We start from the raw sequence: 21,831 nt of genomic DNA on the forward strand, positions 1-21,831 counted from the left end.
CTCCCACAAAAAAACCTCGCCACAGAGTTCTGTTTGGACCAGGGGACCTGGTTATCCGCAACTCCACAACTCCACCGTTGGCTGACTTGCCTTGGGCGGTCCGAGCCAATGGCTCATCGGCTGGCAAGCCCCGTCGACGCACAACTGGTAATCACCCGCTTCGGGTGTTCGCCCCAGTTTCAGCGGTTGCAGGGGCGGCAACTGGCGCTGATAGTGCCAGCTGCCGTTTTTCAACCGGGCACCGTCCGGAACTTCCATGCCGGCGCCGTTGCCCTTGACCCTGGCTTCGCCCAGAACCAGGCCTTGTTCAGTCACGCGGTAATCTTCCTCCCAGCGGATTTTCTCGATGGTGTGATTCCACGCCAGGGTGAAATCAGTGACAGGAAGCTGGGCCCAGACCGCACCGGCCAGGCCCAGGCACAAACCGATCACGCCAAGGCCCGTCCGGTGCGCCGCGAGCGCCACACGTGTTGAAAGATCAGCAGAGCCCCCACCACGAAGCCGATCTCATCGGTCAGCGGCAGCGCCACGACTAGCAACGCCCCGGCGGCAAAGCACATCAGGCGTTCCCAGATCGGCATTTTCTGTTGCAGGTAGCCGGTGGACGCCATGCCCCACAGCCCGACCGCGAGCATCGTTTTGATCAGCATGTAAGCAGTCATCCATAGGCTGTCGCCCTGGAGCATCAGCGCCGGGTTATAGACCGCCATGAATGGAATGACGAAACCGGCAAGGGCGATGCGCACCGCCCAGAAGCTGATTTTCAGCCCCGTTTCCCTGGCAATGGGCGCAGCGGCGAAGCAGGCCAGCGCGACCGGCGGCGTCAGGTCGGCGAGGATGCCGAAATAGAACACGAACATGTGCGACACGATCAGTGGCACGCCCAGTTCCAGCAGGGCGGGCGCGGCGATCGAACTGGTGATGATGTAATTGGGAATGGTCGGGATGCCCATGCCCAGCACCAGGCAGGTGAGCATGGTCAGGATCAGCGAAAGCAGCAGGTTGTCCTTGCCGATGGCCAGGATGTAGCCGGCGAAGGTCGACGCCACACCGGTCAACGACACCACGCCGATGATGATCCCTACCAGGGCGCAGGCAATCCCCACCGGCACCGCATGTCGTGCGCCGTCCACCAGTGCGTGCAGACAAACCGTCAGGGTTTCCCGTGCGCCTTTGATGAACCAGCAGATCGCCACCAACACCGCGATCACCGCGAATATGACGCCGATGCCTAACTGGAAAAAGCCCACGCACAGGATGCCCAGGGCAATCCAGAAAGCGCAGCGCATTGCGAAGCTCGACACCCGCAAAATGATCGCCGAGCCGAGAATCACGATGGCGGTGAGTGCCAGTCCGACCATGCCGGAAAAGAGCGGCGTGCGACCGGAGAACAGCAGGTAGATCAGCACGGCGAGTGGGATCAGCAGATACCAGTTCTCTTTGACGGCGCCCAGCGCGCTGGGGCATTGGTCTTTGGGCAAGCCCTTGAGGTTGGAGCGCTTGGCTTCCAGGTGAACCATCCAGAACACCGAGCCGAAGTACAGGCACGCGGGAATCAGCGCTGCTTTGGCGATCTCAACGAATGGCACGTTGATGGTCTCGGCCATGATGAACGCCACGGCGCCCATGATCGGCGGCATCAACTGACTGCCCATGCTCGAGGTGGCTTCCACGCCGCCGGCAAACGCGGCCTTGTAGCCGAAGCGTTTCATCAGCGGGATGGTGAATTGCCCGGTGGTCACCACGTTGGCGATGCCCGAACCGGTAATGGTGCCCATCAAGGCAGAGGAGGCAACCGCCACTTTGGCCGGGCCGCCGAGCTTGTGGCCGAACAGGCCCATGGCAAAGTCGGTGAACAGCTTGATCATTCCGGCCTTTTCAAGAAAGGAACCGAACAGAATGAACAGGAAAATGTAGGTGGCCGATACGTAGGTGGGCGTGCCGTACAGGCCTTCGGTGCCGAAGGATAACTGATTGACGATCTGATCGAAGCCGTAGCCGCGATGGGCCAGGTCGCCTGGCAGGTATTCTCCGAACAGCCCATAGGCCAGGAACAGCCCGCAAATCAGCGGCAGGGCAATCCCCATCACCCGTCGGGCCGCTTCGAACACCAGCACGATCAAAATGATACCGATGATGAGGTCCGTGGACGTCAGATCCCCGGAGCGCTGGATCAGGTCGGCTTCGAACACCCACTGATACACCGCCGTGGCCACGCCGGCCAGGGACAACAGCCATGCCAGAGGTTGCCAGGGGCGGCTTGCGCCATAGGCGGGGTAACTGAGGAACACTACCCACAACAGGAAACCCACGTGCACGGCACGCAGCACCTGGCTGGAAATGGGGGAGAAGGCGGCGGTGATGATCTGGAATACAGAAAACAGCAGGGCCACGTAGAACAGCGTCTTGGGCCAGTCTCGTGGGTCGGAGGGAAGACCGTGCTGAATTTCACTCATTAACTGAAAGCCTCTTGTCTACATCGAAGGTGCGAACCAGGAGGGTGCAACGGCGATCATCGCCGCTGCACCGGGTCGGTCTACAGCGCGCCGACTTCCTTGTAGTAGCGCTCGGCACCGGGATGCAGAGGGATAGGCAGGTTCTTCGCGGCATTTTCCAGCTTGATGTCCTTGGCCGCCGAATGGGCGTTGCCCAGGCGGGTGAGGTTATCGAACATCAGCTTGGTCATCTGGTAGGCCACCTCGTCCGAGACGTCCGCGCGGGTGACCAGGATGTTGGTGATGGCCACGGTCGGCACGGCTTCGGCCTGGCCGTCGTAGGTATTGGCCGGGATATTTGCGCTCTGGTAGGCCGGGTTGCCGATCTTCGCCACCACGTCTGCCGGGATCGACACGTAGTTGAGCGCCATGGTCGAGGCCAGGTCACGAATGGCCGCCATCCCAAGCCCGGAGGACTGGAGCGTGGCATCCAGTTGACGGTTCTTGATCAGGTCTACCGATTCGGCGAACGGCAGGTACTGGACCTTCATGTCGCTGTAGCTCAACCCTGCGGCCTTGAGGATGGCCCGCGCGTTGAGCTCGGTACCGGATTTGGCCGCCCCCACGGAGATGGATTTACCCTTGAGGTCGGCCAGGGTCTTGATACCCGACTCCTGGCTGGCAACGATCTGGATGTAGTTGGGGTAGGCGCCGGCGATGGCCCGCAGTTTGGTCAGAGGGGCTTTGAAACCGGCATCTTCCACGCCGTTCTTGGCGTCCGCCACCGAGTCGCCCAGCGCCAGCGCCAGCTCACCGCGACCGGCCTGCAGCAGGTTGAGGTTTTCCACCGAGGCCTTGGTGGCCTGTACCGACGTCTTGGAGCCTTCGATCCCGTTGCTGTAAATCTGCGACAGGCCGACCCCGATCGGGTAGTAAACCCCGCTGGTGCCCCCCGTCAGGATGTTGATGTACACCGGTGCTGCCTGGGCTGTGGTCGTGACCACCAGTGCTGCCGCGGCGGCCAGAAGGGTGAAGCGCTTGTTGACTCGCATGGGAAACTCTCCGTCTTGTTATGGCTTTATGCAGAGTAGTGCCACTGTAGTCGAAACGGACCGGCAGGTGGCGAGTCAATAGCGCATCAAAAGGTGATGGGCGTCGTTTTTTTCAAGCATCCTTGTTAAACGCCGGGCCTGGCGCAGCGCTGCTGCCGCGTACGGTCAACTCGAACGGCAGCACGACATGCCGTTCGGCAAGCGGTGTTTTCTCGATCAGGGCGATCAGCATTTGCACCGCCCGCTGGCCGAAGGTTTCGGCAGGTTGTGAGAGAGTGGTCAGCGGCGGATCACAGTAGGCGGCGAAAGGAATGTCATCAAAACCCACCAGTGAAATGTCCTCGGGCACCCGCAACCCCATTTGCTTGATGCGCTTGAGCGCGCCAATGGCCATCTCGTCGTTTTCACAAAACAGCGCGCTGGGGCGCTCGGCCAGCTCCAGCATCGCGCCGGCCCCGTCGTAACCGGCCTTCAACGTGAAGTCGCCGTGACATATCAGGCCAGGGTCTGCGGCGATACCGGCCTGGTGCAGTGCATCCTGATAACCGGCTACGCGGTCCAGGGTCAGGGGACTGCTTCGCGGCCCTTTGATGATGCCGATGCGCCGGTGGCCGAGTCCGATCAGGTGTTCGGTCATGGCCTGGGCGGCGGCCCGGTTGTCGAGGCTGATGGTCGGGTAGGGGGCGCCTTTGACCACTTCGCAGGCGTTGACCAGCGGCAAGGATTCGGCGCCCGCGGGAAGCGATTCGAAAGGGTTGCTCGCGCGCAACTGGATCACCCCGTCGGCTTGGTGCGCGTAGACGAGGGCGGCAAATTCGCGCTCGATCTCTTCCTGACCCTGGGTGTCGCACAACAGCAGTCGATAACCGGCCGCCTGCGCAGCCTGCTGGGCCCCGCTGATGACCCGGGCGAAAAAGGTGTTGGCGATGGTCGGGACCAGAATCACCAGGTTGCCGGTTCTCCGGGAGCGAAACTGCACGGCCATCAGGTTGGGCCGATAACCGGCCTGTTCCACCGCCGCGTTAACCTTGTCGCGAGTCTGGGGCAGCACCCGTTCGGGAGATTTCAGCGTTCTGGAAACCGTGGCCACCGAAACTCCGGCCAGCCGGGCTACTTCACGGATATTGGACAAAATCACCTCGATTCGGCGCCAGGAATGCCGGCACGGTTGGGGAGCTTACCGCAGGTTGCGCGTCGCACAAATGCTCATGCATGTGCCAACGGGTTTGACATGCCGCAAAACTGAGCCTAGATTTCCGCCATGATGTAACCGGTTACATCGTCATCAGTCCCAGCATAAGAGAGTCGCGATGAATCCTGTAGCAGCCAAAATAAGAATGGGCTTTGTCGGCGGTGGAGAGGGCGCTTTCATCGGCCAGGCCCACCGTCAGGCCGCGGGTTTGGACGGTGGTTTTGAACTGGTGTGCGGTGCGTTCAGCCGCGATGCGCACAACAATCAGCAGACTGGCGCGGCCCTGGGGCTGGCCGCGTCCCGTTGCTACAGCGATTGGCAAGGCATGCTCGACAGCGAAGCGGCGCTGCCGGCCCACTTGCGCATGGAACTGCTGGTCATCGTCACTCCTAATCATCTGCACGCCCCCATCGCCAACCAGGCGCTGAAGGCGGGTTTTCATGTGTTCAGTGAAAAGCCCGCCGCTATGAACCTGCGTGAGTTGCTGGCCCTCAAGCAAGTGCTTCAAAGCAGCGGCCGGCTCTACGGCCTGGCTCACACCTACCTGGGTTATCCGATGGTCTGGCAGGCCCGGGAGATGGTGCGCACCGGCGTGATCGGTGCGGTGCGCAAAGTGCTGGTCGAATACCCCCAGGGCTGGCTCAGTCAGGACGTCGCCGGGCAAGGCAACAAACAGGCCGGCTGGCGCGACGATCCTCAACAGTCAGGGTTGGGTGGTTGCATTGGCGACATCGGCACCCATGCGTTTTCCCTGGCGGAGTTCGTCGCCGACCAACCCATCGAGCAGATATGCGCGGCGTTGGGCACCCACATCCCGGGTCGGCAACTGGACGACGACGCGGCGATGCTGTTGCGCATGGCCGGTGGCGCCAGCGGCGTGCTGATTGCCAGTCAGGTCTGCGCAGGTGAAGAGAACCCGCTGAAAATCCGCCTGTATGGCGATAAGGGTGGCTTGGAATGGCGCCAGGAAGAACCGGCCAGCCTGATCCATCGTCCCCTCGACCAACCCCTGCGAGTCTTGCGGTCCGGTGTGGGCCAGTCCTGGCTGTGTGAGGCCGCCCGCCAACGGATGCGGCTGCCGGCCGGGCATCCTGAAGGTTATCTGGAAGCCATGGCCAACCTCTATGGCGATTTTGCCCGTGCCATACGGGCCGCCGCGCCAGGGCCAGACGCCCCCGGCGTACCCGGCATCGAAACCGGTCTGCGGGGCATGGCCTTTATCGAAGCGGCCATTGCCAACCATCGCGGCGATACCAAGTGGACCGCACTGGCCTGCACACAATGAATCAGGAGAGCCCCGCCTTGAATCCCATTGCCCAAACACCGACAGGCCTGCGTGGCCCAGGTATTTTCCTGGCGCAGTTCATGTCCGCCGACGCGCCGTTCGACACCCTGGCGAACATCGCCCAATGGGCGGCAGCACAAGGTTACAAGGCCATCCAGCTGCCGACGTCGGGCACGCAATACATCGACCTGGCCCGCGCCGCCGAGAGCCAGGAATACTGCGACGAACTCAAGGCCATTTGCGCCCAGGCCGGTGTCCAGATCAGTGAGTTGTCGACGCACCTGCAAGGCCAGTTGGTGGCGGTGCATCCGGCGTTCGACGCACTGTTCGACGACTTCGCCCCGGCCCATCTGCGCGGTCAGCCCCAGGCTCGGACCGAATGGGCGATAGAGCAATTGAAGCTCGCCGCCCGCGCCAGCCAGCGACTGGGCCTCACCGCCCATGCGACGTTTTCCGGTGCGCTGTTGTGGCCGTACCTGTACCCGTGGCCGCAACGCCCCTCTGGCCTGGTGGAGCAGGGATTCGCCGAACTGGCCCGACGCTGGTTGCCCATTCTGGACTGCTTCGACGCAGCCGGCGTGGACCTGTGCTACGAGATCCATCCGGGTGAGGACCTGCACGATGGCGCCTCGTTCGAGCGCTTTTTGCAGGCCGTCGATCATCACCCTCGGGCAGCGATTCTCTACGACCCCAGCCATCTGCTCCTGCAGCAGATGGACTACCTGGGCTTCATCGATCGCTATCACGAGCGCATCCGCATGTTCCACGTCAAGGACGCCGAGTTCCGGCCCGACGCTCGTTCCGGCGTGTACGGCGGCTATCAGGGCTGGGTTGATCGTCCCGGGCGGTTCCGTTCGCTGGGCGATGGCCAGATCGATTTCAAATCGATCTTCAGCAAACTGACCCAATACGATTTCAGCGGCTGGGCGGTGTTGGAGTGGGAGTGTTGCCTGAAGGACTCGCAACAGGGCGCCGCAGAAGGCGCGGCGTTCATTGAGCGACACATGATCAGCAAGACCCGAAAGGCGTTTGACGATTTTGCCGGGGTAACGGCCGATGAAGATTCCAACCGGCGGTTGTTGGGCCTGTTGAGGTAACCGGCCCAACCCAAAACCCTATGGCGAGGAAACTCATTGTGGGAGCAAGGCTGGCCCGCGATGAACGAAAACGCGATTCAACGGTTGGACCGCGGCGCGGCCATCGCGGGCCAGCCTTGCTCCCACAGCGGCTCGCCACAACAGCGTTCCTGAGCATTTTTCTTCACAAGAACAACAATAAAACGGTGACTGTCATGACCACGATGAACGCACGCTTGAGCGTGATGATGTTTCTGCAGTTCTTTATCTGGGGTGGCTGGTTCGTCACCCTGGGGACCTTTCTGTCCAGCACCCTGGGCGCCAGCGGTGGGCAGATCGGCATGGCGTTCTCCACCCAGTCCTGGGGAGCGATCATTGCCCCCTTCGTGATCGGCCTGATCGCCGACCGCTACTTCAATGCCGAACGCATCCTGGCGGTGCTGCATCTGTTGGGCGCGGTGTTGTTGTATCAGCTGTATGCGGCGGCGGATTTCAGCGTGTTCTACCCGTACGTGCTGGCGTACATGGTGATCTACATGCCGACCCTGGCCCTGGTCAATTCCGTGGCGTTCCGCCAGATGCGCGACCCGGCGCAGGAGTTCTCCCGTATCCGGGTGTGGGGCACGATCGGCTGGATCGTCGCCGGCGTGGTGATCAGCTTTGTGTTTGCCTGGGATTCGCGCGAAGCGATCTCGGCGGGCGGCTTGCGCAATACTTTCCTGATGGCCGGCATCGCCTCGCTGGTCTTGGGACTCTACAGCTTCACGTTGCCGGCCACCGCACCGCTCAAGGCGCAAGCGAGCGCAGGTGGCGTCAAACAGCTGCTGGGCCTGGATGCCTTGGGCCTGTTGAAGGATCGCAGCTACCTGGTGTTCTTCATCGCCTCGATCCTGATCTGCATCCCCCTGGCCTTCTATTACCAGAACGCCAACCCGTTCCTGGCCGAAACCGGCATGACCAATCCCACGGCAAAAATGGCCATCGGGCAAGTCTCCGAAGTGCTGTTCATGTTGCTGTTGCCGCTGTTCATCCAGCGCTTCGGCATCAAGTTGGCGCTGCTGGTAGGCATGCTGGCCTGGGCGCTGCGTTACGTGCTGTTCGCTTACGGCAATAACGGCGACCTGGCGTTCATGCTCTTCACCGGTATCGCCCTGCACGGCATCTGCTATGACTTCTTTTTTGTCTCGGGGCAGATCTACACCGATGCCAAGGCGCCGGAGCGTTTTCGCAGCTCGGCCCAGGGGCTGATTACGTTGGCGACCTATGGCGTGGGCATGCTGATCGGCTTCTGGGTGGCGGGGCAGGTGACCGATCACTATGCCGTGGACGGCGGCCACGAGTGGAAGAGCATCTGGTTGTTCCCAGCCGGTTTTGCGCTGCTGGTGTTCGTCTGCTTCCTGTTTACCTTCAACGGCCGGCAGGCGGTCGTGGCCGCTTCAAAGGCCTGAGGGGCTGGACGTCAGTCATTTATGGCTGACGTCCAGTTTGGTGTAGGTCACTTTCCCGCCTTCGCTGGAAGAACCGACGTTGTCCAGGGTGTAGACGCCGGCCTTGAAGTAAAAGTTGTAGCCATGCCAGGCGCGGTCCAGCTTCACCTGCTTGCCAACGTTGTTGATCAGCACCGTGAGCTTGCCTTGCTTGTCCATCTGCAGGGAGTAGCTGAAGGTTTTGTTCAGTGCCACTTTCGGCACGGTATAGATCACCGGGCTCTTCTTGTCCTTGGGTTTTACCCGATATTCCACATCGATGTTGCCGGTGCCCTTGGCGTAGCGATACACCAGTTTCAACAGCGGCGTAGGGGCATCCTTGGCGTGGATCTGCGCCACGACTACACGGCCCTCGGAAGGGACCTGGTTCACCGCCAAAGTACCTTTGAGGGTATTGACGCCGCTGTTGTAACGCCAGTTGCGCAACTTGCCGTCTTTGGTGGTTTCGCGCAATTCGGAGCGCGGATAGTCACTTTTACCGGTGTGGGAGCCGGTCACCGGCGCCCAGAAGACAATCCGCTCGCCGGAGCGGTTGAAATACTTGTTCTGCAGCGTCGGCATGGCCTTGGTCGCCACGACTTGCGCCGGGGTCTGCACGGGCAGGGTGATGTTCCAGACAGTCAAATCGATCATGGTCAATGCTCCGACGGAACCGGCCATTACTCATCAGCCGGAATGGGCAAGATTACCTTCCGTGGCACAGTGTCCATGGTATCGACGGGGGCCTGTTTAGCTGCAGAGGCAACTGACGAATGGCTCTGCGCTGAGCCTTGCGGCCGGTTGAGCGCAGTGATGTCAATTTGACGCTGATCGGTTAGAGTACGCGCCGCCCGAGAGATGGATCCCGGGCGTTTTCTCATGGAGTATTCAATGAACCACCTCAGCAAAATTGTCGCCTGCGCACTGGTTGGCCTGGCCTTGGCGGGTTGCACCGGCACCCCGATGAAAACCAAGCAGTACGACAGCAGCCAATACACCGTGGTCGGCCACAGTGAAGCGAAGGCCACCGGCCTGCTGCTGTTCGGCATGATCCCGATCCGCCAGAACAACCGTTTCGTGCGCGCTCAGAATGCCGCGATCCTGGCCAAGGGCGGCGATGCCATGATCAACACCCAAGTGCAGGAAGACTGGTTCTGGGCCTGGGTCCTGACCGGTTACACCACCAAGGTGTCCGGTGATGTGGTCAAGCTGAAAACCGTTCAGTAAGACTCACGCTGTTGTGGGGGAGGGATGTGCAGTGCCGGCTGGCGCGGATCGATCTGATCCAGTCACTGCTAGTCAACAGTACGAGCACTTTCCTCCTCCCGAAGCCCAAGGCTCATGTCATCGCAGCTTTGCGACCAGGCGCTGAGCCATTCGGGCATGGCCGGTGAGTGTTCGGCCAACCCCAGTGCGCGAATAAACTCTCCCGGTGCAATCGTGCCTTGGGCCGAACGGAACAGGCCGCGCATCATCACCACGCCCACCACGCGCCCCTGGCTCAGGAAGCGGTGTTCCATGAAGGTCCACTTCTCGTCCCAGCCCAGCAGGCGGGTGTGCACTTCGAACGCTTCGAACAGCTTCAGCTCCCGGCGAAACTTACCCCACACATCCCCCACGATCGGCACTGCCCGGTTGCGCAAGGCCACTTTGTAGGCGCCGCTGCGCAGCACGTAATCCATACGCCCTACGTCGGCCAGGGTGAAATAGCGGCCATTGGTGACATGGCGGTTGAGGTCCAGGTCCAACGGCCACACCCGCATGCGCACCACGGTGGTATCCAGGGGGCCGGTCGGCTTGCGCCAGGGACGACGAAACAGCATGAGCAACAGTCGGAACCAGAGATTCATAAATACGCCCGCGAGGGTGGAAAACGCCGCACTTTAGACAGGCGCCGAGGCTTGGGCTAGGTGCGCAAATGACTGTTTTCGTGGAAATCGCACATTTGGGACAGGTCCGGCGGGTTTGAGCTCATCAAGAACCTGAGTTTGCGACGGCTGCGCCGCCGAGCGGGAGCAAGCTCCCTCGCCATAAAGGGCACTTTGGATTATCGATCGTTCCCACGCTCCTGCGTAGGAACGTCGCCAGGGACGCTCCGCGTTCCGCTTCTGGAAGGTGACGCAGAGCGTCACGGGATGCATTCCCACGCAGAGCGTGGGAACGATCAAAAACAGCCGTAACCTCAGCCTTTGGCCGCCATCGCAGTCACTTCCACTCGCATTCCTTCAACCGCCAGCGCCGCCACGCCCACTGCGGCGCGTACCGGCCAGGGTTTGGCGAAGAAACGCTGATACACCTCGTTGAAGGCCGCACGGTCGGCCATGTCGGTGAGGTAGATGGTCAGGTGCAAGACCCGGTCCATGGAACTGCCGGCGCCTTCCAGGGCAGTCTTGAGTGCCTGCAATGTGCATTCGCTTTGCAAGGTGATGTCACCCAGTTCCAGGCTGCCGTCAGGGCGAGTGGGGATCTGGGTGGAAACCAGCAGGCCGCCGAAGCCGGCGACGTCGGAAGAGATGGAGTCCGCGTCCGGGTCGGGGATGAACGTGATGTCTTGGTTTGCCATGAAAGCCTCTTGTTCAGGAAAGGGTAATGGGGCGGTCGCGACGCAAGCGGCCCTTGCGCGGCCAGTTTACCGTCCATCGTCGAGCCTTTCGTGATTTCCTTTCTGCTCATGGACGCCAGGGTCGATGCGTGCCGCTGCAGTCGGAAGCTCTTTCGAGCGTAGCGGCGCGCCTGGAGGCGTCGCCGTTGTACGTGGCGTTGGCGTGGCTGCTGCAACGCGCGCCAAACATCCTGTTGATTCCCGGTACGTCGTCAGTGGCGCACCTGCGGGAAAACCTCACGGCAAGCGAGCGGAGGATTCCAGTGCAGATGCTGACCGAGTTGGACGGGTTGGTTCAGGCAGGCTGGAACACCACCGTCTCGCCATCTTCCGGTACCCGTATCCGACCTTCGAGGCCGGCCATCGCGGCGGCGTCGCGCAGTGCCTTGCGCGTCGTCGGGCAGTGGCTGAGCGCTTCGAGGTGATTGGCGACCACGGTTCCGCGAGACAAGCGGGCGAACTCAAGGGTTTCCTCGATGCCCATGATGATGTCGCCGCCTAAATCGAACCTGGCCCCGCCTGCCGGCACCACGCTGACCTGCGGTTGATGGTGCAAGACGAACTCGCGCACGGCGGGGCTAAGCAGGGTGTCGCCGGTGAGGTAGACGCTGGGTTCGCCAGGCAGCTCGATCAGGTAACCGACGCCGTGTTCCATCAGCTTGCCCACCAGGCCCTGCCCATGGGTGCATCTGACTGTACGGATCGTGCCGCCCAAAAATGCGCCGGGCTGTTGGTGTTCCTTGGCAAGCGGCTGGACATTCAAGCCCCGCTTGGCGAGGTAGGGGGCATCATGAGGCGTGCAGATCACCGGGATCTGTTTTTCCCTCAACCACCGCTTGGCCGCTCGGTCCAGATGATCGAAATGGCCTTTCTGGCAGTGCGTGATCAGGCAGTGAGTCACGGTCTCCAGGTCGCCAGTCGTAGCGGCTGGCAGTTCCACCAGCGGATTGCGCTGGGTGGCGCCGAACAACCGAAGCGGCGGCAGCATGCCTTTGCCGGCCAGCATCGGATCGACGAGCACGCGATACGGGCCGGATTCAAGGATGATCGTGGCGTTACGAACTTGCTGAATTTTCATGGAGCGTTCCTTTTTTGGGCGAGCGCTTCATGGTGTCGATCTGCGGTGATGGGCATAATGGCCGAATCTGACATCATTGATTCATTTCAAGCCATGCCCAAAAAACTCCGTGTCGGTCTACTCTTGTTTCCCGGTTGCATGCCTGCCGGCCTGTTTGCGTTCGCCGATCTGCTGCATGCGGCCAACCGCCGAAGCGGCCGGGTGTTGTTCGAGGCGACTTATGTCGCACTGCAAGCAGGCCCGGTAACCTGTGCACATGGCATAAGCCTGCAAGCGCAGGCGGCCCTGGGCAGCTGCGAACTCGACGCCGTCCTGGTTCCCGGTTTCTGGGCCGAATCGGCCGAGCAGGTAAACGCGGTACTTACCGGGCAGACCCAACTGTTGAAAGCACTGTCGAAACGTCCCCGACACCTTCAGCTCTGGGCTTACTGCACAGGCGTCTGCCTGCTGGCCGCCTGCAGGCAACTGGACGGGCAGGGCGCGACGGTGACGTGGTGGCTGGCTCAGGCGATGCAAGCGCAGTATCGAAAAGTCCGTTGGCAAAGCGATCAGAACTGCGTGTTCAATGAGCGAACCGCCACCGCTTCGGGGGTGAATGGTTATTTGCCCATCGCGGAAAAATTGATCGAACAGAGCGTCAGCCGTGATGTGCTGCGCGACATTACCCGGCTCATGGTGCTTGCGCGCCCAGCGGTGTCTCACGCGGCGTTCCAAGGGATCGCCCTGGTCCAGCAGCCCGATGGGTTGCTGCGTCGGTTGCATGGGCTGATCGAGCAAATGCCAGCGGAGCACATCACGGTCAAGGCGCTGGCGGAGCGGCTCGCCATGTCCGAACGCACGCTCGCGCGCAAGGTCGGCAGCGAAACGGGCCAGACCGTCGCAGCGTACGCCCGGAGCATCAAGCTGAACCAGGTCAGCGAACGCCTGACGCTGACATCATTATCCCTCGCCAGCATCGGCGCCGAGCTGGGTTTCAGCAGCAGTTCCAACCTGCAACGGATGTTCAAGGCACTGACTGGGCTGACGCCGGTGGAGTACCGGCGCCAGTTCGGGCGGGTGTGACGCCGGGGGACGGATCAGCTGCGCGCCTCATCCGTTTCGTTTCGATGATGGTCAGGCCAATTGTCGACGGGGCGCGCACGGTCTTCGTTGAACATTTCGGTGAGCAACGCGTTGGCGCGCTGGTAGGCGTCGTGCCTGAACTTGAGGTCGTCTTCCGGCTGGGCGACGATTTCCTCCAGCATGTGCAGATTCAAACGACGGAACTGATCCGCGCGCTCGCGCGCTTCGTAAGCCCCGACGCCCATCTGCACCAGCGCATTTCGGCCCAATGCCAGCGCGCTCTCGAAGGTTTCCCGCTCGGCGGTCTCTACGCCCATCTGCCGCAGGGTGATCAGGTGCCCCATGTCCCGCGCACGGACGATCAGTTTCAACGCGGGGAAGTGCTCCTGGGCCAGTCGGGTCAGCGTCAGGTTGTCCTGCTGGTCGTCAATCGCATTGATCAGCACCACCGCCTGGCCGGCGCCGGCCGCGTGGAGCAGATCGAGGCGAGTGGCGTCGCCGTAGAACACTTTTACGCCGAATTTGCGCAGCGTCTCGATGTTGTCGGGGTCATGGTCCAACACCACCACCTCGACGCCGCAGGACATCAAGAGACGCCCGGCGATCTGTCCGAAGCGGCCGAACCCGGCGATGATCACCCGTGGGTTCTGCTGATCGACGAGGTCGGATTCCTGGCGGTCTTTCTTGGTGGCGGACTCTATTCGATCCAGCAGCAGGATCAGCAACGGCGTCAGGCACATGGACAGGGCCACCGCCAGCGTCAGGCTCTTGCCCCACTGGTCGGTCAGAATGCCGGCCAGCGTGGCGGCGCCGAACACCACGAAGGCGAACTCGCTGCCCTGGCCGAGCAACACCGCTTGCCATGAGCGTTGGCCGGCAGGGACGTTCAGCAAACGGCTGACGGCCTTGATCACCAGCAATTTGATCAGAATGAAACCCAGGGTCAGGGTCATGACCTTCAGCGGTGCATTGATCAGCGTGCCGAAATCGATCGACATGCCGACGCCGATAAAAAACAACCCCAGCAGCAAGCCTTTGAACGGTTCGATGTCGCTTTCCAGGGCATGGCGGTATTCAGAACTGGCCAGCAGCACCCCGGCGAGGAACGCGCCCATGGCCATCGACAAGCCGGCCTCTTCCAGCAGAAACCCGAAGCCGAACACCAGAAACAGCGCCACGGCGCTGAAGATCTCACGTAGACCCGAGCGCGCGGCGAAGCGCAGCAGCGGGCGTGTCACGTAGCGTCCCAACAGCACGACGACGCTGATGGCCACGACGATCTTGATAATCGAAAGCACCAGGGCGGTGCCGGACGGCGTGTCGCCGTGGGCCGCCAACAACGGAATCATGGCAACCAGCGGAATGGCCGCGATGTCCTGGAACAGCAGGACGGCGAAGCTGCTGCGCCCGACGGCGGTCGACGTCAGGTTGCGCTCGTTCATGGCTTGCATGGCGATGGCCGTGGAGGACAGGCTCAGGGTCAGGCCGACCAGCAACGCGGCCGTCCAATTCAGCCCCAGGGCCGCGCAGAACACCGCGATTGCCCCGCCACAGGCGAGCATCTGCAAGGCGCCGCCACCGAACACCATCCTGCGCAATGCCCAGAGCCGCTTGGGATCGAGCTCGAGCCCGATGACGAACAGCATCAGGACGACGCCGATTTCGGCGAATTCCAGAATCGCCTTTACGTCAGTAACGAGCTTGAGTCCCCACGGGCCGATCACGCACCCGGCCAGCAGATAACCCAACACCGGGCCCAGGCCCAACCTGACGGCAATCGGCACGATCAACACTGCCGAACCCAGGTAGATAAGCAGTTCAATCAGGCTGTGAGTCTCCATATCAATCTTCCTTCCAGGAGGCCAGGCGTGCGCTGTAGTGTTCGATTTGTGCATCCAGGGTTTCGGACGCGCCCGCATACGCGCCGTGTACCACGACCGGCTCCAACCAGCGCATGTGGCAGTAGACGGCCGTTGCGTGGAGGGGCTGGGCCAGCACCTGGAAGCCCGGGTAGGCGCCGATCTGGAAATGATCGTGGTTGCCACCCGTGGAGACGGCCCACAGCAGAGGCTTGTCTTTGAGGGCTGTGGCGTCTCTGCCATAGGCCCAGCCATGGGTGAACACTTTATCGATCCACAATTTCAGCAGCGGCGGCATGCTGTACCAATACATCGGGTGTTGGAGGACGAGCAGTTGGCACTGTTCGATGGCGCGTTGTTCGGCCTCGACGTCGATGTCGAAGTCCGGATAAAGATCGTAGAGGGACCGTATGACCACGTCCGGATGGCTGGATGCGCGCTGGAGCATTTGCTGGTTGACCCGTGATTGGTCAGGGTAGGGGTGGGCGTAAATGATCAGAATCATCAGGGCAATTCCGGGAGGCCGGTCCTGGTCAAAAGGCCGGACATCCTACCGAGGAAGGCGCGTGTTGTTTAGAACATTGTTTGCCGGCGTATGGTGCCGAGGTCAATTGAGCGGCAGTGAGACCTTGACCTCCAGGCCGCCGCCCCGCCGATTCCTGAGGGTCAGCGTCCCGCCATGCTCCAGCACCGTCGCCCGCGCTGCCGACAGCCCCAGCCCGACACCGCCGGTGTTCTTGTTGCGCGAGCCTTCGATGCGAAAGAAGGGCGCGAAGACTTGCTCATGGAACTGCGGGGCGATACCAGGCCCGCGGTCGTGGACGCGAATTTCGACACGGTCCATGAACGCCTTGAGCTGAACACCCGGCTCGCTGCCATATTTGCTCGCATTGTCGATCAGGTTGACCAGGGCTCGCTTGATCCCGATGGGCCGGCCCATGTAAACGAAACGATGAGCGCCCTCGAATGAAACCTCGGTGCCGGCATCCTTGAAGTCGTCGACGACCGTGTGCAGCAGTTCGGCCAGGTCGAACGCGGTGGCGTGTTCGAGTCGAGCTTCGTCGCGGAAGAATTCCAGCGCACTATTGACCATTGCCTGCATTTCATCCACGTCCCTGAACAGCCTCGATTGCTGTTCGGCGTCGTCGATGAATTCTCCACGCAGGCGCATGCGGGTCAGGGGCGCGCGCAGGTCGTGGGAGATGGCCGCGAGCATTTGCGTGCGGTCCTGGACGAAGTGCTGCAGCTGGGCCTGCATGGCGTTGAACGCGAGGATCGCCTGACGGATTTCGTGAGGCCCGACCACCGGGATGGGCGGCGCCTTGAAGTCCACACCAAAGCGCCTGGCGCCTTCGGCAAAGCGTTCCAGCGGTGTCGCCAGATGCCGTGTGGCAATCAGGGCGACGATAAACGTCGATAGAAGAATCAGCCCGATAATGATCAGGTTGCGCATCCACTCTTTCAGGCCCCAACTGCGAGAGAATACGGAAAATTCCACCCAGGAATGGTCGGCCAATTGGATGAGGACCGCGTAACGTCTGTCTGGCTGATCGGCGGGCCAATCGCCGGGCTCGAAGGCCTCTATCCTGGCCTCGGGCCTGCCCAGTTGCTTGCGCAGGAACGCCGAGCCCTCACTGAACTGCGGGTCGTCGATCACCGGCAATCGCGCGTCTTCACGACGGGGCAACCATTGCGCGGCGAACGCCTGGTCGCTGGCCGCCCTGGCGATATCGGGCCGTTGTCCCGGCGCCACCGAGTCAATGATGCGAGTGATCGCGGCGACCTTCTCCATCAGTCCGGTCTCCATCAGGGGAGGGCGCGCCCAGGTTCCAGCCAACAGGCCGAACAGCTCGTTCAGGGCCAGTAAAGTCAGCATGGCGAGCATGGTGGTCAGGGCAATCCAGCGGGCTACCGTATCGCGTGGCCGATGGAAAGCTGAGTGCCGGGGCTTCATCGCTTCACCACATGGGGGCTGAAAAGATAGCCGCTGTTGCGAATGGTGCGGATCATCGATGGACCAGTGATATCGCTCTCCAGCTTGCGGCGCAGCCGGCTGACCTGGACGTCGATACTGCGATCGAACGCGTCGTACGTTTCGCCGCGGGCCAGGTCCAGCAGTTGCTGGCGAGTGAGCACCCGGCGCGGGTGTTCGGCAAAGACCAGCAGCAACTCAAATTCGCCGGTGGACAGCGGGATCATGACTTTGTCCGGTGAGCGCAACTCGCGGCGGGTGACGTCCAGTTGCCAATTTTCGAATTCCAGAATCAGGCGCGAATTGTTGTTCAATGTGCCCCTGGCTTCGCCGGTGCGCCTGAGCACGGCGCGCACCCGGGCCAGCAGCTCGCGCGCATCGAACGGCTTGGTCAGGTAATCATCCGCCCCCAGCTCAAGACCGACGACGCGATCACTCAGCTCACCCATGGCCGTGAGCATGATGATGCCGACCGTATGTTCGGCCCGCAGTCGCTGGCAGAGCACCAGTCCACTGTCTCCCGGCAACATGACGTCGAGGATGATCAGGTCCGGCAAGCGACGCGCCACCGCCTGCCACAGGGCGGCACCGTCGGCGGCCACTTCGACGCTATAGCCATGTTGCTCGAGGAATTTGCGCAAGAGGGCGAGGACTTCGAGGTCGTCGTCCACCAGTAATAGATGGCTCACAGTGGGCACGCAGGGCAATGAATACAGAAGGGGATACTAGGGTCAATCCGGGGCCTGCGTCATATATTTCAACTCGGTAATAAAGTTGCCGACGGGCAATGTTGTGGAAATCTTCAGGCAAAGAATCAGGGGCAGGATCACCCGATGTCAGTCAGTTAAACGACGGCCAACCCAACACAACCCTCGCCACCAGAGCTGTGTACGGCGGTGTCTTCCCAAACTGACCGGTATCGCCCCAATTCCTCGCCGAGATAGCCTTGTATGCCGATCACCAAGCCCGCTCCGCTGTTTGTTCGTTGCACTGTTGTCGTAGGACTCGTGGCATTCGCCAGCGGCTGCACCAGCACGCCCGCTGCAACCCCTGGCAGTTGTGAACGTGCGAGCTACACCGTCGATGATCCGGCAGAGCCCGTCAACCGGGGCATCTTCGCTTTCAACCGGACTGTCGATGACTATGCGCTGGCCCCGGTTGCCCGTGGTTATCTCAAGCTTCCGGATGTGGTGCAGACGGGGGTGCATAACTTCGTCGCGAACTTCGGTGAGCCCAAGGTCTTCATCAACGATCTGCTGCAAGGCAACGCTCAACGCTCGGTCAACACCCTGGGTCGCTTCGTCATCAACACCACCGCAGGCATCGTCGGGCTGATCGATGTGTCGGGCAAACTGGGTATCGAACGCCACAAGGCCGATTTCGGCCAGACGTTCGGCGTCTGGAACATCGCTCCCGGGCCGATCGTCGAACTGCCGCTGCTGGGAACGTCCAGCCTGCGCGACGCAACCGGCAAACTGCTGAGTTCTGCGGTCGATCCGTTCGGCAGCAACAGCGATACGGTCGATACGTTAGGCACGATCAATACCGTAGGCGGGGTCGTTGATGGTCGTGCCGAGGCGCTCCCGCTGACGGACAAGTTGCGGGCCCGGCCGGATTACTACGTGGCGCTTCGTGACGCGGTAGCGCAGCGGCGCGCCGATTTTGTCGCCCAGGGCAAGTTGGGCGCGGTGGCGGGGGACGACGCCGCTTGCCCGGAGGGAGAGACCGTTGATGAGTAACCCAGTATTGGTTCTGCACCGGCGAGTGAAAAACCTTGAGCAAGGCATTCTGCATTGCCGGGAGATCGAGTTGCAGTTGACGGAGGATGGCCGACATTTACTGCTCAGCCGTTACCTGGAGTTGTACAGCCATGACCAGGTTGGCGCGTGCGACATCCAGAATTACCGGGTGCCTCTGGCGAGCATGATTCGCTGGATGGTCAGTCATGGGGAGCGGATGAGTCCACTGGTCCGCTAGCCTTGCGCCGACGCAGAGACTGCTAGACTTTACCGTCCAGTTATCTCTCGGAGAGATCGGATGAATAACAAAAACACGATTTGTCTCTGGTACGACGGTGCTGCGCTGGAGGCTGCGCAGTTCTACGCCGCGACGTTCCCGGACAGTGCGGTGCAGGCTGTTCATCACGCCCCCGGTGACTACCCGATGGGCAAGCAGGGCGATGTGCTGACGGTCGAGTTCACGGTAATGGGCATTCCCTGCCTGGGGCTGAACGGAGGCCCGGCGTTCCAGCACAACGAAGCCTTTTCGTTCCAGGTCGCGACCGATGACCAGGCCGAAACGGACCGTTTGTGGGAGGCGATTATCGGCAATGGTGGCCAGGCCAGTGCCTGCGGCTGGTGCAAGGACAAGTGGGGCCTGTCCTGGCAGATCACCCCGCGCGTGCTGACTGCCGCGATAGCCAATCCCGATCAGGCAGCCGCCAAGCGCGCGTTCGAAGCCATGATGGAGATGACAAAGATCGACATCGCGGCCATTGAAGCAGCGTTGAAAGGTTGAGCGGCGCAGCCTGACAGTCCGCTATCGCGAGCAGGCTCGCTCCCACATTGGATCTGTGTCGGTCTCGATGGGTGGGTCAACACAACCCCCTGTGGGAGCGAGCCTGCTCGCGAAGACGGCGGCACATTCAACATGGCTGCAACCTGACCCACCGCCAGTCAGCTCATCCCTGTGCGGCTTCAGGCAACCTGGCAATCACCTTGATCTCGAACTGAAAACCATACAGCCACGTCACCCCCACCGCCGTGAGTGTTGGATGCGGTGCGCTGCCCCAGAATTCGGGCACCACTTTCCAGATCGTTTCGAATGTCGATTCTGGATCGACGATGAACACGGTGACGTCAACCACATCATCAAAGGTGCAATCGGCGGCGGCGAGAATCGCCTTCAGGTTGTTGAACGCCCGCCGAACCTGATCCTCCAGTTCGGGTTCTGGCGAGCCGTCTTCGGTGCTGCCGACTTGCCCCGATACGAATAAAAAGCCATTGGAACGAATCGCCGGCGAATAGCGATTACGCTCATAAAGTGCCTGGCGTCCGGCGGGGAAAACTACATCGCGCTGTGTCATGGGTGCCTCCATCAAAGGGTCGGATTCAATGTTGAAAACACTCTAGGGGCTTGTGCGCGGACGATAAACGAGCAACCTTGGCGATCACTGTTTGTAAAATCCAAACAATCTGACGGACACCGGGGCAGTAATGGATCGTTTCGACGCGATGCAGGCATTCGTTCGAGTGGTGGAGGCGGGCAGCTTCACCAAAGCCGCCGAAACACTGCATATGAGCAAGACCACCGTGACCCAACTGGTGCAGCAACTGGAGGCCCGGCTGCGCGTCAAGTTGCTCAACCGCACCACGCGCAAGGTCAACGTCACCGCTGACGGCGCCGCTTATTACGAGCGGGTGATTCGCCTGCTGGCCGACATGGACGATGCCGAGACCAGCCTGTCCGGCGCTCAGGCACTGCCCAGAGGGCGACTGCGAGTGGACGTGCCAAGCCCGCTGGCAACCATGATCCTGGTGCCGGCATTGCCGCAATTTTACGCGCGATACCCGGACATTCAGATCGACATGGGCGCAAGCGACCGCATCGTCGACATGCTCGATGAAAACGTCGATTGCGTGGTGCGCGGCGGCGAGCTGACGGACCAGTCGCTGATCGCCCGGCGCGTCGGCGACCTGGCTCTTGGCGTGTTTGCCGCACCGAGCTATCTGCAGCGCGTGGGCACGCCTGCGCATCCGCGAGAACTGGAAGATTCCCAGCATCGCATCGTCGGCTTCCTCTGGGCGCGCACCGGCAAACCGCTCCCTTACGCCATGCACAACCACGGCGAGCATTTGCACATCAAAGGACGCTACGCACTGGCCGTCGATGATGGCAACGCCTACCTCGCGGCCGGTCTGGCGGGGTTGGGTGTGCTCTGGCTACCCGAGTACATGTCCAGATCCCACCAGGCGCGAGGTGAGTTGGTGCGCCTGTTCGAAGACTGGCGCCTCGACCCGATGCCGCTCTACGTGGCCTATCCTCCTAACCGACACATCAGCGCCAAGTTGCGGGTATTTATCGAATGGGTCGTGGAGTTGATGGCGCAGCATGCGCCTGTTATCGACCGGTCCGGGTTATGAAACCCGATCGCATGACTGCAGAGGAGACGCACCATGGACCGATTCACCGGCGGTTGCCTGTGCGGCAACGTTCGCATCCAAGCCATGGGCCGCCCATACCGGGTTGGTCTTTGCCACTGCCTCGACTGTCGCAAGCATCACGGGGCGCTCTTCTACGCCTCCGCTGTGTTCCCCCAGGATGCCGTGACGATCGAGGGCGAAACCCGGGACTACGCCGGGCGCTTCTTCTGCCCGCGCTGCGGCTCGTCGGTGTTTGCCCGTAGCGGCGACGAGGTGGAAGTGAACCTGGGAACGCTGGATGCCCCGGATCAACTGATGCCCACCTACGAAAGCTGGACCGTGCGCCGTGAGTCCTGGTTGCCGGCGTTTCCGTTCACCAGGCACTACCCGCATGATCGTGAGGGTAAGGGGCGCTCCGAGGAGTAGGCGCGGTAGCGGGTCTTAGCCAAAGCCCACAATCGCCTTGATCTCCAGGTACTCCTCAAACCCATGGAGACCATACTCACGGCCATTGCCGGAACGCTTGTAGCCACCGAACGGTACCCTCTGTACGCAAGGACGAGATTCCGTTGCGCAAACTGTTGCGGCACTGATTCAAAGGAAAAGGGGC

24 protein-coding genes and 1 pseudogene are annotated in these 21,831 nt (G+C 61.5%); 11 read left to right on the plus strand and 14 right to left on the minus strand.

The features are described from left to right. Positions 1-51: 51 nt before the first annotated feature. The 4 genes from MKS85_RS13835 to MKS85_RS13850 all read right to left on the minus strand — a co-directional run bounded on the left by MKS85_RS13835 (position 52) and on the right by MKS85_RS13850 (position 4,619). Positions 52-432, minus strand: coding sequence for a DUF1850 domain-containing protein (locus MKS85_RS13835; protein ID WP_107322309.1), 381 nt, complete (start codon positions 430-432; stop codon positions 52-54). Next, positions 429-2,456, minus strand: a complete 2,028-nt coding sequence (locus tag MKS85_RS13840; protein ID WP_047227697.1) for a TRAP transporter permease — start codon at positions 2,454-2,456, stop codon at positions 429-431. Before MKS85_RS13840 ends, MKS85_RS13835 begins: the two co-directional genes overlap by 4 nt. 80 nt (positions 2,457-2,536) lie before the next feature. Further along, positions 2,537-3,487: a TAXI family TRAP transporter solute-binding subunit gene (locus MKS85_RS13845; RefSeq protein WP_047227696.1), complete on the minus strand. Its 951-nt coding sequence runs from the start codon at positions 3,485-3,487 to the stop codon at positions 2,537-2,539. A gap of 112 nt (positions 3,488-3,599) precedes the next feature. Beyond that, positions 3,600-4,619 (minus strand): LacI family DNA-binding transcriptional regulator, encoded by a 1,020-nt coding sequence (locus MKS85_RS13850; RefSeq protein ID WP_139050637.1) that lies wholly within the window; start codon positions 4,617-4,619, stop codon positions 3,600-3,602. A gap of 178 nt (positions 4,620-4,797) precedes the next feature. Between MKS85_RS13850 and MKS85_RS13855 the strand changes: the two genes are divergently transcribed. From MKS85_RS13855 to MKS85_RS13865, 3 genes are all read left to right on the plus strand, one after another. Next, positions 4,798-5,964, plus strand: coding sequence for a Gfo/Idh/MocA family oxidoreductase (locus tag MKS85_RS13855; RefSeq protein WP_310662961.1), 1,167 nt, complete (start codon positions 4,798-4,800; stop codon positions 5,962-5,964). Further along, a complete protein-coding gene (locus MKS85_RS13860; RefSeq protein ID WP_310662962.1) occupies positions 5,961-7,061 on the plus strand; it encodes a sugar phosphate isomerase/epimerase family protein in 1,101 nt (366 codons plus the stop codon). The genes MKS85_RS13855 and MKS85_RS13860 overlap by 4 nt, the downstream gene beginning before the upstream one ends. Positions 7,062-7,255: 194 nt before the next feature. Further along, positions 7,256-8,488, plus strand: coding sequence for a nucleoside permease (locus tag MKS85_RS13865; protein WP_310662963.1), 1,233 nt, complete (start codon positions 7,256-7,258; stop codon positions 8,486-8,488). A gap of 15 nt (positions 8,489-8,503) precedes the next feature. Here MKS85_RS13865 and MKS85_RS13870 read toward each other — a convergent pair whose 3' ends face one another. Beyond that, positions 8,504-9,160, minus strand: a complete 657-nt coding sequence (locus MKS85_RS13870; RefSeq protein ID WP_047227751.1) for a polysaccharide lyase family 7 protein — start codon at positions 9,158-9,160, stop codon at positions 8,504-8,506. Positions 9,161-9,397: 237 nt separating this feature from the next. On the opposite strand from MKS85_RS13870, the gene MKS85_RS13875 reads away from it, so the two are divergent. Next, positions 9,398-9,733: a lipoprotein gene (locus MKS85_RS13875; protein WP_047227691.1), complete on the plus strand. Its 336-nt coding sequence runs from the start codon at positions 9,398-9,400 to the stop codon at positions 9,731-9,733. Positions 9,734-9,801: 68 nt separating this feature from the next. Here the strand turns inward: MKS85_RS13875 and MKS85_RS13880 are convergent, their stop codons facing one another. Together MKS85_RS13880 and MKS85_RS13885 are read right to left on the minus strand one after the other, a co-directional pair. Further along, positions 9,802-10,356, minus strand: coding sequence for a thioesterase family protein (locus tag MKS85_RS13880; RefSeq protein WP_047227690.1), 555 nt, complete (start codon positions 10,354-10,356; stop codon positions 9,802-9,804). Positions 10,357-10,688: 332 nt separating this feature from the next. Next, the gene (locus tag MKS85_RS13885) at positions 10,689-11,069 is read right to left on the minus strand and encodes a RidA family protein (protein ID WP_047227689.1); all 381 of its coding nucleotides are present in this window, start codon (positions 11,067-11,069) and stop codon (positions 10,689-10,691) included. Between the two features lie 131 nt (positions 11,070-11,200). On the opposite strand from MKS85_RS13885, the pseudogene MKS85_RS13890 reads away from it, so the two are divergent. After that, positions 11,201-11,404, plus strand: a pseudogene (locus tag MKS85_RS13890) (aldo/keto reductase); the annotation flags it as partial. Here MKS85_RS13890 and MKS85_RS13895 read toward each other — a convergent pair. Beyond that, a complete protein-coding gene (locus MKS85_RS13895; RefSeq protein ID WP_160892915.1) occupies positions 11,404-12,186 on the minus strand; it encodes an MBL fold metallo-hydrolase in 783 nt (260 codons plus the stop codon). The pseudogene MKS85_RS13890 and the gene MKS85_RS13895 sit on opposite strands and share 1 nt — an antisense overlap. On the opposite strand from MKS85_RS13895, the gene MKS85_RS13900 reads away from it, so the two are divergent. Further along, entirely contained in the window at positions 12,172-13,248 is a 1,077-nt protein-coding gene (locus MKS85_RS13900; protein ID WP_257220821.1) for a GlxA family transcriptional regulator, read from the plus strand. The two genes, MKS85_RS13895 and MKS85_RS13900, sit on opposite strands and share 15 nt — an antisense overlap. Positions 13,249-13,262: 14 nt before the next feature. Here the strand turns inward: MKS85_RS13900 and kefC are convergent, their stop codons facing one another. The 4 genes from kefC to MKS85_RS13920 all read right to left on the minus strand — a co-directional run bounded on the left by kefC (position 13,263) and on the right by MKS85_RS13920 (position 17,768). Continuing rightward, positions 13,263-15,089 (minus strand): glutathione-regulated potassium-efflux system protein KefC, encoded by a 1,827-nt coding sequence (gene kefC, locus MKS85_RS13905; RefSeq protein WP_139050632.1) that lies wholly within the window; start codon positions 15,087-15,089, stop codon positions 13,263-13,265. Position 15,090: 1 nt separating this feature from the next. Further along, positions 15,091-15,612, minus strand: a complete 522-nt coding sequence (kefF, locus tag MKS85_RS13910) for a glutathione-regulated potassium-efflux system oxidoreductase KefF (protein ID WP_047227687.1) — start codon at positions 15,610-15,612, stop codon at positions 15,091-15,093. Between the two features lie 102 nt (positions 15,613-15,714). Further along, positions 15,715-17,061, minus strand: a complete 1,347-nt coding sequence (locus MKS85_RS13915) for an ATP-binding protein (RefSeq protein ID WP_310662964.1) — start codon at positions 17,059-17,061, stop codon at positions 15,715-15,717. Next, a complete protein-coding gene (locus tag MKS85_RS13920) occupies positions 17,058-17,768 on the minus strand; it encodes a response regulator (RefSeq protein ID WP_047227685.1) in 711 nt (236 codons plus the stop codon). The genes MKS85_RS13915 and MKS85_RS13920 overlap by 4 nt, the downstream gene beginning before the upstream one ends. Positions 17,769-18,029: 261 nt before the next feature. On the opposite strand from MKS85_RS13920, the gene MKS85_RS13925 reads away from it, so the two are divergent. The 3 genes from MKS85_RS13925 to MKS85_RS13935 are packed head-to-tail and all read left to right on the plus strand — an operon-like array spanning position 18,030 to position 19,596. Beyond that, positions 18,030-18,818, plus strand: coding sequence for a VacJ family lipoprotein (locus tag MKS85_RS13925; RefSeq protein ID WP_139050629.1), 789 nt, complete (start codon positions 18,030-18,032; stop codon positions 18,816-18,818). Continuing rightward, positions 18,811-19,056 (plus strand): hypothetical protein, encoded by a 246-nt coding sequence (locus MKS85_RS13930; RefSeq protein ID WP_047227683.1) that lies wholly within the window; start codon positions 18,811-18,813, stop codon positions 19,054-19,056. The genes MKS85_RS13925 and MKS85_RS13930 overlap by 8 nt, the downstream gene beginning before the upstream one ends. 60 nt (positions 19,057-19,116) lie before the next feature. Continuing rightward, entirely contained in the window at positions 19,117-19,596 is a 480-nt protein-coding gene (locus MKS85_RS13935) for a VOC family protein (RefSeq protein WP_139050628.1), read from the plus strand. Between the two features lie 163 nt (positions 19,597-19,759). Here the strand turns inward: MKS85_RS13935 and MKS85_RS13940 are convergent, their stop codons facing one another. Continuing rightward, positions 19,760-20,164: a RidA family protein gene (locus MKS85_RS13940; RefSeq protein WP_139050626.1), complete on the minus strand. Its 405-nt coding sequence runs from the start codon at positions 20,162-20,164 to the stop codon at positions 19,760-19,762. Positions 20,165-20,294: 130 nt separating this feature from the next. Here MKS85_RS13940 and MKS85_RS13945 point away from each other — a divergent pair, with 130 nt between their 5' ends. After that, positions 20,295-21,221 (plus strand): LysR family transcriptional regulator, encoded by a 927-nt coding sequence (locus MKS85_RS13945; protein ID WP_139050625.1) that lies wholly within the window; start codon positions 20,295-20,297, stop codon positions 21,219-21,221. Positions 21,222-21,254: 33 nt separating this feature from the next. Next, positions 21,255-21,647 carry a GFA family protein gene (locus tag MKS85_RS13950; RefSeq protein WP_310662965.1) on the plus strand — a complete coding sequence of 131 codons (393 nt, stop codon included), beginning with the start codon at positions 21,255-21,257 and terminating at the stop codon, positions 21,645-21,647. Positions 21,648-21,662: 15 nt separating this feature from the next. Here the strand turns inward: MKS85_RS13950 and MKS85_RS13955 are convergent, their stop codons facing one another. Continuing rightward, positions 21,663-21,815, minus strand: a complete 153-nt coding sequence (locus MKS85_RS13955; RefSeq protein ID WP_310663005.1) for an aldehyde dehydrogenase family protein — start codon at positions 21,813-21,815, stop codon at positions 21,663-21,665. Positions 21,816-21,831: the final 16 nt, after the last annotated feature.

Origin of the sequence: Pseudomonas sp. JL2, from assembly GCF_031570495.1 — a bacterium.
GTDB classification, from domain to species: domain Bacteria; phylum Pseudomonadota; class Gammaproteobacteria; order Pseudomonadales; family Pseudomonadaceae; genus Aquipseudomonas; species Aquipseudomonas rhizophila.